The following is a 9,165-nucleotide window of genomic DNA, read 5'->3' on the forward strand; positions in this document are numbered from 1 at the left end:
CCTGGTGGTCTCTCGCCTGACCAAACGGCTCCGTGACCTCCATATGGATAGTTTTGCCTCTTACTACCAGTATGTGACGCAGGACCAAAGCGGCGAAGAGTTCACGCGCATGCTGGATCTCCTCTCGACGAACAAGACGGATTTTTTCCGCGAGCCCAAACATTTCGATTTTCTGCGTGAACGCATCCTGCCCACCCTGGAAAAAGAAAAACAAATCCGGATTTGGTCCTCCGCCTGTTCGACCGGAGAAGAACCGTACACCATCGCCATGACCCTGTATGAAAGCGTCCGTGCCCCGGAGCAGTGGAACTTTCAGGTCCTCGCGTCGGATATCTCCACTCGCGTCTTGGCGCATGCCGCCAAGGGACTGTATGCGGAAGAGCGGGTACGCGAGGTTCCGGCGGAGATCGTGAAGCGGCATTTCCTTCATGGGCGAGGAGACAGTGCCGGGCTCGTGAAGGTCAAGCCGCATCTTTCTGCAATCATCAAGTTCCGGCGGTTGAACCTGATGGACGATCGGTTCCCCATCAAGGCGCCGCTCGATCTGATCTTCTGCCGGAACGTGATGATTTACTTCGATCGTCCGACGCAGGAACGCCTGGTGAACAAGTTCTATCACCATCTCAAGCCGGGCGGATACTTGTTCATTGGACACTCAGAAAGTTTGCAGTGGGTGTCCCATCCTTTCAAAACGATCGCCCCGACCATCTACTGGAAGGAAGCTTGAGAACGATGCCTGTCATCGACACCGACACATTTTCCCATATTCGCCGGATGCAGGATCGCCGGTTTCCTCACGAAATCGCCTGCATTCTACCGGGTGAGTTTTTCGTGAGCCGGGAACCGATGGTGGTCTATACCGTCCTCGGTTCCTGTATTTCCGCCTGCATTCGCGATCCGATCGTCGGTGTCGGCGGCATGAACCACTTTATGCTTCCCGCGCCGAAAGAACATCAATCCGGAGATTCCTGGGGCGGGGAGTCGACACGGTATGGCTCGTTCGCGATGGAGCAACTGATCAACGAAATCCTGAAGCGCGGCGGGCTGAAGCATCGACTGGAAGTGAAACTGTTCGGCGCCGGAAGAATCTACGAAGGCAATATCGATGTCGGTGCACGTAATACCGAATGGGTCCTGCAATTTCTGAAGACAGAAGGCTACACCGTCGCCAAGAGCGATCTCGGCGACGTGTATCCCCGGAAGGTGTATTACTTCACGGATTCCGGGCGCGTGCTGATGAAAAAGATCGAACGGGTCAAGAATCGGACGATTTACGAGCGGGAGTCCGAGTACCAACACCGGATCGCAGAGGAGCCGACGACGCAACAGGGCGATATCACGCTCTTCTAACTGTGGGCCCGGAGTGGCACCTTGTCCCGCAGGCACACCACAAGAGATGGAGATGTTCGGCAATGAGTAAGATTCGAGTGCTGACGATCGACGATTCCGCGTTGATGAGGCAAGTGTTGGCTGAGCTGCTGTCGAAAGATCCCGACATCGAGGTCATCGGCAGCGCACCGGATCCCTATGTCGCCAGAGAGAAGATCAAGGCGCTCAATCCCGATGTGCTGACCCTGGATGTGGAAATGCCGAAGATGGACGGCTTGACCTTCCTGGAAAAGCTCATGCGGGGACGTCCCACGCCGGTGATCATGGTCAGTTCATTGACCGAGGCCGGCTGCGAGACCACACTCCGCGCGCTGGAGCTCGGGGCGGTGGACTTTATCACCAAACCGAAGATCGATCTTCGCCAGGGCATGGACGATATTGCCGCCGACTTGATCGCCAAGGTCAAAGGCGCAGCCACCGCGTCGCTCCGACAGACGCCCGCGGCAGGCGCACAGACTCCTGTGAGGCCGACCGCCCTGAACTCGGCCATGATCAAGACAACCGATATGATTATCGCGATCGGATCGTCAACCGGCGGGACCGAAGCCGTGAAGGAGGTGTTGCAGGTGCTGCCACCCAATACCCCTCCGATACTGATCACGCAACATATGCCTGAAAAGTTCACGAAAACCTGGGCCGATCGCATGAACGAACTCTGCCGCATCTCCGTGAAGGAGGCCGAAGACGGCGACAGCGTGTTGCCCGGTCATGCGCTGATTGCACCCGGCAACTACCACATGACCTTGGTTCGCAGCGGTGCGCGGTATTCGGTGCGCATCAATCAGAACGAGCCGGTGAACCGCCATCGCCCCTCGGTCGACGTCATGTTCGACTCCGTCGCGCAGTATGCGGGCGGGAATTCGGTGGGGGTCATTTTGACCGGGATGGGCGGGGACGGCGCGAAGGGGTTACTCAAGATGAAGGAAGCCGGGGCCTATACCATCGCGCAGGATGAGGCTTCGTGCGTCGTCTTTGGGATGCCCAAAGAAGCTATTAAGCTGGGGGCGGCCGACGTCGTGCGCCCGCTCAAAGACATTGCCGCAACCGTGCTGACTCGTGTCACCCGTGCCTGATCGTTCACTTTTTCCAAAGAGGAGCCGGAATGAAAATCACGAAAGAAGTCAATAATCGCAAGGTCACCTTGAAGCTGGAAGGCAACTTTACCTACACCCAGCGAAAACCGTTTCAGGAAATGCTGAAATCGGTCGCCGTCGATGGGGTCGACCAGATCGTGATCGAGCTTTCCCAAGTAGCATTCCTCGACAGCGCGGCATTGGGGCTGCTGATGATTTCTCACCGGCAGTTGCAGGCAGAAAAGCGCACGTTGTCCCTGGCCTACCCTCAGCCCACGGTCCGGCAGATTATCGAGTTGGCCAATTTGCACAAGACGATCCCGCTGATCGATGCGGACGCTCCGTCGACGATTAAGAAGAGCGCCTGAGGCTAATCTGCCGTCATGGAAGGAGCCGGGCATGCAGATTACTGAACGGCGTGTCGGGAATGCCGTCATTCTCGATCTGGTCGGGGAGCTGACCTACGCCAACCGCGCTACCTTCAAGGGGGCGGTCGATCGCGTGAAATCGAGCGGTTGCCGCCAGGTGATTCTCAACATGCACGGGGTTCGATTTTTGGATAGTTCCGCGCTCGGGACCCTGGCGCTCGTGGCGCAAAGCCTGAGCGGCACGCCGGGACGGATCGCGCTGTTGAACCCCCAAAGTTACGTGAAAGAGATCATTACGTTGGCCAATCTCCATCAGATGTTGCCCGTTTATCACTCGGAACAGGACGCGATTGCGGCAACGAATCTGCCCGCGGCCGGTTGAACAGTCCCAGGAGCAGTTTACGTGGGTGAGCCCGCACCGCAGATGACACCATCGGTCGAGGTCGTGACGGTTCCCAAACCGGCACCGGTGATTTTGCTCGTCGACGACGACGAAATCACCAGAATCGGCATGGCCGGTCGATTGAAACGCTTGGGGTATCGTGTGATCGAAGCCGTCGATGGTAGCGCCGGCTTAACCGCGATCCGCGCGCACCGTCCGGACTTGGTGATCCTTGATTGGATGATGCCGGGCATGGACGGTCCCAGTGTCTGTGAAGCGATCCGTGCGGACCCGGAGTTACGATCGAGTCAGGTCGTCCTCATGACCGCGCACGATCGGCCCGAACAGATTGCTGAAGGCCTCTCGCGCGGCGCCGACGATTTTCTCAGTAAAGCCGCCAGCAAGCAGGAAGTCTTGGCGCGGGTGCAGGCCAGCATACGGTCCAGCGCCCTGGTTCGTGAGATCGAGCGCACCCGCGACGATCTAGACCGTTCGCACAAATTGCTCTCCGCCAAGCAGCATGAGTTGGAGAGCGAACTCCAATCAGCTGCCGCCTTCGTCCGAGCGCAACTCCCGTTGCCGGGGATTCCGGCGCCGGGCATCGCCATGCACTGGGCCTATCAACCGTCCCTCGCCTTGGGCGGAGATCTCTTCCAGGTCTGTGCCTGGGGGACGGACGCGCTCGGGCTTTACATTCTCGATGCATCCGGCCACGGGGTCGCCGCAGCGCTGCGCGCGGTGGGACTCATGAGTTTTCTCCGTGAAGACAATCTCGTGAAAGCCGTGGGCAGCTTCGATCCCGGAGCGATCATCAACGAAGCCAACCGCCGTTTTCCGTTAAGCCAGGACGGGGAGTACTTTACTCTGTGGGTGGGCCGCCTCGATCTCACGTCATATGAATTGTCGTATGCCACGGCGGGCCATAGCGGCGCATTTCTGCATGCCACCAACGGTGACTCCCGATGGCTGGCCTCCGCGAGCCTGCCGTTGGGATTCGATCCAGCCTCGACCTTCGAAAGCGCCCGCACACAGTTACAACCGCACGACCGCCTCTACCTGTTAAGCGACGGAATCTACGAGGCGCCGTCGACGACCGGTGAACTCTGGGGCAAGCCCCGCCTGCAAGCCACACTCGAAGAGCATCGCTCCTCCGGCCTGGTTCACAGCATCACGGAAACCATGGCCATCGCCCATCAATGGCTAGGCGGAGACATCTTTCCCGACGATGTCGCGCTACTCGGGCTGGAAATCCAAGACCGGTCGACCGCGCACAAGGGGAGGGCCTAGTGGAATATCAAACGATCATGGACCTGACCGCCGCGCTCGATCGGTTGGACGGGGACCAGGAGCTCTTTCTGACGCTGGCCGGTCTGTTCGTGGAACGGACCCCGCCGGCGCTCGCCGCCATTCAGGCGGCGACGACCGCAGGCGATCTCCCGACTCTGATCAAGGAAGCCCACAAGTTGAAGGGGTCGGCCATGGAGTTCTGTGCCAAACCGACGGTGGCCTCCGCAGCCCACCTCGAAGAAGCCGCGCGCAAGGCCGCCGTACAGGAACTTGCCGCACTGGTCGAACAGGTGCAGGCAGAAGCGGGACGCCTCACGGCGGCGCTGGCGACAATCATCGAAAAAGGATTTCCGACATGAGCGTGCCGGAGTCCTTCCGCACCCTCTTGGCCGTCGTCCCCGATTCCGAGGTCTTGGCCCTCATCCTGGAACAGGCACAGGCTCGCGACATCTCTGTCGTCACCGCTCCGGACCCGAAGGCGGCGCTGGCCATGGTGGAGATGGCATTACCCGAGCTCGTCATCACCGACCTGTTCTTACCGGAACGCAGCGGGCTCTTGCTCGTTCAGCACATGCGAACACGATGTGCCACCACGGCAATTGTCGCTTCGGCCGACACCGCGGATGAGGGGACGGTCCTCGAGGCCATGCGTGCCGGCGCCACAGACTACGTTCCTCGACCGACCGGTGCCAAGGAAATCGGACTGGCGTTGGATCGAGCGATCCAACGGCAACCCCGCCCGGTGGAGGCGATACCGGGCATCGAGCAACTGGACTACCGTCTGACCATCGGCACCGATCCCCACCACGTCGAAGCCTGCGTGACCTGGTTGATCGAGCAAACAGCCAATAAGCTCCCGGAATCCCAGCGACTGCACCTCCGGGCCACGCTGATCGAACTCATCGTCAACGCCGTGGAACATGGCAGCCTGGAAATCCAGTATCACGAGAAACACCAGGCGCTCAGCACCGACCGATTCGATGCCTTGATCGAGGCGCGCCGGCGTGACCCGCGTTTCGCCGAACGTCGCGTGGTCGTTCGGGCCGGGCACGACCTCCGCCGCCGCCGACTCCACTACGCGATTGCGGATGAGGGGAACGGGTTCACCTGGGACCGCTTTCTCACGAAGAGCGACCAGCCCTGCGACAGCCGTGACGCCAATGGACGCGGGGTCTTTCTCGCCAAGGCGTTCTTCCCCGATTTGACCTATAACGAACGCGGCACGCAGGTGACCTTCTCCGTACCGCTGCCGTAAGCACCGCCGCTCGCTGACTTGACGCGTCTCCGCCCCGCAGTTTATCTTTCACCCCCTGAGACCCGCGATTCACCCCGATTCACCATGAGGCTCCGCATGATTCGTCCCGCTCACCTCGTGCTCTCCTGTGTCCTCCTGTCTGTCTTGACCGGTTGCGTCGGCGCGGAGTGGGTCCATCCGACGCGCCCGAAAGACCAGTACGCCCAGGACTACAACAAGTGTCAGGCCGACACCCTTCGCGATCCCAAGCTACAGCAGGGCATCCAACTGCTGATCATTCAAGCCACGGAACGGTGTCTACAGAAACAAGGGTGGAGGCTCGTCGAAAAAGAGTAACCGTTCCTCGCGTCGCTCTTGCCACCCGCCGACCACGTCCTCACACACTCTCCCTGCCCATGGCGATCCGTCTTGTCCGTCCTCACCGTCCTTTTTGTTGACGACTCGCCCGAGGTCCGCTATGTAATGAGGAGAGCCAGACCGCCATCGCAATACCATAACTGGAAGCCTACCCATGAAGCGTATTGACCTGATCGCCGGAGCACGACCGAATTTCATGAAAATCGCGCCGATCATCGACGCATTGCATGCCGCACAAAAGCGAGGCGGGGACGCCCTGCGCTACCGACTGATTCACACCGGCCAGCATTACGACAAGGCCATGTCGGGCAGTTTCTTCGAGGAACTGGGCATTCCCGATCCCGACATTAACCTGGAGGTGGGGTCGGGGACCCAGGCCGAGCAGACCGCTGGCATCATGGTGGGCTATGAAAAGGTGCTGGCGAAAGACACGAGCGATCTCTGCCTGGTGGTGGGGGATGTGACCTCGACCATGGCCTGTTCGATCGTGGCTCGAAAAATGGGCATACCGGTCGCCCATGTCGAAGGCGGCATCCGCTCACACGACTGGACCATGCCGGAAGAGATCAATCGCGTGGTGACCGACTCGATCACCAATTGGTTTTTCACCACCAGCGATACGGCCAACGACAACTTGCGCCGGGCCGGTGTCCCCGAGGACCGTATCTTTTTCGTGGGCAACACCATGATCGACACCTTGCTCAAGCACGAGGGACGGTTGCGGCCCCCGGCCTGCTGGACAACCCTCGCGCTGAAACCGCAGCAGTACTGCGTGGTGACGCTGCATCGCCCGGCGAACGTGGACGGTGAGCACAAGTTGCTCGCCCTATTACAGGCCATTGCGGACGGCACGCAGGGCCTGCCGGTCGTCTTTCCCGTGCACCCGCGTACCGCCAAAAATCTTCGTGAAGCGGGCCAGGCACTCCCGTCGATGCACTACGTCGATCCGTTGGGCTATCTCGAGTTTAACTACCTCGTGAAACATGCCCGTGGCGTCATTACCGATTCGGGCGGAATCACGGAAGAAACGACCGTGCTGGGCGTGCCCTGCTTGACCTTGCGCGACAACACCGAGCGGCCCGAGACCGTGACGATCGGCACCAACGAACTCATCGGCACCGACCCCGGCAAACTTCCGCCGGCCCTGACACGTTTGATGGCCGGGCAGTGGAAGAAAGGGGCGATTCCACCGAAATGGGACGGGAAAGCAGCAGAGCGGATCGTCGCCCAACTAGAGCGGCTGCTTCTCCCATTATGAGTATATTCCAATGCTCACCGGCAGACGAGAAGCGTGAAAAGAGAGTAGGTGCATGATTCGCACGAGCAGTGCCTATTATCCGCATGTGGAGTGCGAGGGAAGTTGAAGGGCTGATCCGACGCATGGCGAAGCCGTATCCCGCTGTGCTCATCACCAGTGCAAGACAGACCGGCAAGACATCGCTGCTGCGGTATCTCAACGTCCGCCTCGATCAGGATCGCTCGCCAGGCCGCTTTCTCTTGACCGGCTCGCAAATATTCCCGTCGATGCATGGCCTGCCCGAGAGCGGTGATCAGAGTTCACGCCACTGGCCTAACCCGGTTTATTCATGACGGTTTGTCGCACAATTGCTGAGTCAGTGTTGGCATCCCCGGCCCGACGACGAGCAGGCCGTTGAAAAATCTTTCGAGTACCCGTGAATGCTGGTATCACGAATAGGCACGGACCGTCTCATAACCCCGTGCAGGATGGTAAAAGGCCGTCCGGCAAGGCCGCAGCGAGGTCCGCGACTCGACGAAGAAGGAACGTCACGTCTGCGGACGGGCGCAAGTCGATGACCGCCTCGTGTCCCATAGGCGAATCGCACCCTGTGCGATACGGTGAGCCTCTGAGATTCACGACGCGCGGGACGTGTGTGAACGCCGCCGAGCCGGTGAGACGGCCGTGGCGTGCAAGAATGCCGCTGGTAGACTTTTTCAGCATCCTGCCAGGTTGAGCCGTGCGGTCGGATGCTGGCGAGTGGGTAAGTAGCCCTGTCTTGGTGCGGAGTCGGGAGGGCCTCGAAAAGTACAAGGGCAGTACGTTTCCCTTCTCGCGCCGGCAGGCGTACACAATCCCGGCAACTCCTTGACGTACATACATGGTGTATGTACACTCTGCTCGTGAGTTTTGAATGGGACGAAGCCAAACGAACCACGAACCTTGCCAAACATGGCATCGACTTTCTGGACGTCCCGGAGATCTTCACCGGCCCCATGGTGGTAGGCCCGGACGTTCGAAACGACTACGGCGAATCCAGAAAAATCGGCTTCGGGTTCATTCGTGGCCGGCTCATGGCGGTGGTATTTACGGAGCGCGCGAGGGTCATTCGCATCATCTCCGCACGAAAGGCAAATACCCGTGAAGAAGCACGCTACAAAAAAGCGTTCGAGGACAAACTGGGCAGCAATTGACGCGCTCCAGGACAAGGAGATTGATACCTCCGACATCCCGGAACAGGGAAACATCTTCTTCAAACGCGCCGTGCTCAGGCTCCCCGAACCGAAGACTGCAGTTACCATCCGCTTGGATCGTGAGGTCTTGGATTGGTTCAAAGCAAAAGGGCCCGGGTATCAAACGCGAATCAACGCGCTCCTGCGAGCCTACATGCACGCGCATCGATCGTGACAGGTGTGCACTGCCTGCAAACCTTTGCGAGACATTTCGCGATTGATGGCCGGGCAGTGGAAAAAGGGCGCCATTCCTTCCACGTGGGACGGGAACGCGGCAGAGCGGATCGTCGCCCAACTAGAGCGGCTGCTTCTCCCATTATGAGTATATTCCAATGCTCACCGGCAGACGAGAAGCGTGAAAAGAGAGCAGTTGCATGATTTGCACCATCAGTGCAAATTATCCGCATGTGGATTGCGAGGGAAGTTGAAGGGCGTATTCGGCGCATGGCGAAGCCGTATCCCGCTGTGCTCATCACCGGCGCGAGACAGACCGGCAAGACCTCTCTGCTGCGGCCTCTCTATCCCCGTACCTCCTATCTGACTCTCGATCTCCCGGCGAATGCGGAAGCCGCGCGCACCGCACCA

Annotated in this window: 15 protein-coding genes; 14 read left to right on the plus strand and 1 reads right to left on the minus strand. The window is 59.5% G+C overall.

All coding sequences use genetic code 11. The features are described from left to right. From KF784_18595 to KF784_18645, 11 genes are all read left to right on the plus strand, one after another. A partial coding sequence (locus KF784_18595; GenBank protein MBX3121074.1) for a protein-glutamate O-methyltransferase occupies positions 1-727 on the plus strand: 727 nt, incomplete at its 5' end. Positions 728-732: 5 nt separating this feature from the next. Then, positions 733-1,350 (plus strand): chemoreceptor glutamine deamidase CheD, encoded by a 618-nt coding sequence (gene cheD, locus KF784_18600; GenBank protein ID MBX3121075.1) that lies wholly within the window; start codon positions 733-735, stop codon positions 1,348-1,350. A gap of 62 nt (positions 1,351-1,412) precedes the next feature. Further along, positions 1,413-2,462, plus strand: a complete 1,050-nt coding sequence (locus tag KF784_18605) for a chemotaxis response regulator protein-glutamate methylesterase (GenBank protein MBX3121076.1) — start codon at positions 1,413-1,415, stop codon at positions 2,460-2,462. Between the two features lie 29 nt (positions 2,463-2,491). After that, a complete protein-coding gene (locus tag KF784_18610; protein ID MBX3121077.1) occupies positions 2,492-2,830 on the plus strand; it encodes an STAS domain-containing protein in 339 nt (112 codons plus the stop codon). Positions 2,831-2,861: 31 nt separating this feature from the next. Beyond that, positions 2,862-3,212: an STAS domain-containing protein gene (locus KF784_18615; protein ID MBX3121078.1), complete on the plus strand. Its 351-nt coding sequence runs from the start codon at positions 2,862-2,864 to the stop codon at positions 3,210-3,212. A gap of 21 nt (positions 3,213-3,233) precedes the next feature. After that, positions 3,234-4,499 (plus strand): SpoIIE family protein phosphatase, encoded by a 1,266-nt coding sequence (locus KF784_18620; protein MBX3121079.1) that lies wholly within the window; start codon positions 3,234-3,236, stop codon positions 4,497-4,499. Further along, a complete protein-coding gene (locus KF784_18625; protein ID MBX3121080.1) occupies positions 4,499-4,858 on the plus strand; it encodes an Hpt domain-containing protein in 360 nt (119 codons plus the stop codon). Before KF784_18620 ends, KF784_18625 begins: the two co-directional genes overlap by 1 nt. Next, a complete protein-coding gene (locus tag KF784_18630) occupies positions 4,855-5,754 on the plus strand; it encodes a response regulator (GenBank protein MBX3121081.1) in 900 nt (299 codons plus the stop codon). The genes KF784_18625 and KF784_18630 overlap by 4 nt, the downstream gene beginning before the upstream one ends. A gap of 96 nt (positions 5,755-5,850) precedes the next feature. Next, positions 5,851-6,090: a hypothetical protein gene (locus tag KF784_18635; GenBank protein MBX3121082.1), complete on the plus strand. Its 240-nt coding sequence runs from the start codon at positions 5,851-5,853 to the stop codon at positions 6,088-6,090. A gap of 175 nt (positions 6,091-6,265) precedes the next feature. Next, positions 6,266-7,369 (plus strand): UDP-N-acetylglucosamine 2-epimerase (non-hydrolyzing), encoded by a 1,104-nt coding sequence (gene wecB / locus KF784_18640; GenBank protein MBX3121083.1) that lies wholly within the window; start codon positions 6,266-6,268, stop codon positions 7,367-7,369. Between the two features lie 83 nt (positions 7,370-7,452). After that, positions 7,453-7,701, plus strand: coding sequence for a hypothetical protein (locus KF784_18645; protein MBX3121084.1), 249 nt, complete (start codon positions 7,453-7,455; stop codon positions 7,699-7,701). Positions 7,702-7,819: 118 nt separating this feature from the next. On the opposite strand, the gene KF784_18650 is transcribed toward KF784_18645, so the two are convergent. Beyond that, positions 7,820-8,071 (minus strand): hypothetical protein, encoded by a 252-nt coding sequence (locus KF784_18650; protein ID MBX3121085.1) that lies wholly within the window; start codon positions 8,069-8,071, stop codon positions 7,820-7,822. Between the two features lie 179 nt (positions 8,072-8,250). Here KF784_18650 and KF784_18655 point away from each other — a divergent pair, with 179 nt between their 5' ends. From KF784_18655 to KF784_18665, 3 genes are all read left to right on the plus strand, one after another. Further along, positions 8,251-8,541, plus strand: coding sequence for a BrnT family toxin (locus tag KF784_18655; GenBank protein MBX3121086.1), 291 nt, complete (start codon positions 8,251-8,253; stop codon positions 8,539-8,541). Then, positions 8,489-8,755 carry a BrnA antitoxin family protein gene (locus KF784_18660; protein ID MBX3121087.1) on the plus strand — a complete coding sequence of 89 codons (267 nt, stop codon included), beginning with the start codon at positions 8,489-8,491 and terminating at the stop codon, positions 8,753-8,755. Before KF784_18655 ends, KF784_18660 begins: the two co-directional genes overlap by 53 nt. A gap of 230 nt (positions 8,756-8,985) precedes the next feature. Then, the coding region (locus tag KF784_18665) for a hypothetical protein (protein MBX3121088.1) at positions 8,986-9,165 on the plus strand (180 nt) is incomplete at its 3' end.

The organism is Fimbriimonadaceae bacterium, from assembly GCA_019638775.1.
Classification (GTDB): domain Bacteria; phylum Armatimonadota; class Fimbriimonadia; order Fimbriimonadales; family Fimbriimonadaceae; genus JAHBTD01.

Excerpts from the sequence above, each read along its gene's own strand:
- KF784_18605 (MBX3121076.1), top strand. The coding sequence starts at position 1,413 with ATGAGTAAGATTCGAGTGCTGACGATCGACGATTCCGCGTTGATGAGG.
- KF784_18615 (MBX3121078.1), top strand. The coding sequence starts at position 2,862 with ATGCAGATTACTGAACGGCGTGTCGGGAATGCCGTCATTCTCGATCTG.
- KF784_18645 (MBX3121084.1), top strand. The coding sequence starts at position 7,453 with ATGTGGAGTGCGAGGGAAGTTGAAGGGCTGATCCGACGCATGGCGAAG.
- KF784_18650 (MBX3121085.1), bottom strand. The coding sequence starts at position 8,071 with ATGCTGAAAAAGTCTACCAGCGGCATTCTTGCACGCCACGGCCGTCTC.
- KF784_18635 (MBX3121082.1), top strand. The coding sequence starts at position 5,851 with ATGATTCGTCCCGCTCACCTCGTGCTCTCCTGTGTCCTCCTGTCTGTC.
- KF784_18610 (MBX3121077.1), top strand. The coding sequence starts at position 2,492 with ATGAAAATCACGAAAGAAGTCAATAATCGCAAGGTCACCTTGAAGCTG.
- wecB (MBX3121083.1), top strand. The coding sequence starts at position 6,266 with ATGAAGCGTATTGACCTGATCGCCGGAGCACGACCGAATTTCATGAAA.
- KF784_18630 (MBX3121081.1), top strand. The coding sequence starts at position 4,855 with ATGAGCGTGCCGGAGTCCTTCCGCACCCTCTTGGCCGTCGTCCCCGAT.
- cheD (MBX3121075.1), top strand. The coding sequence starts at position 733 with ATGCCTGTCATCGACACCGACACATTTTCCCATATTCGCCGGATGCAG.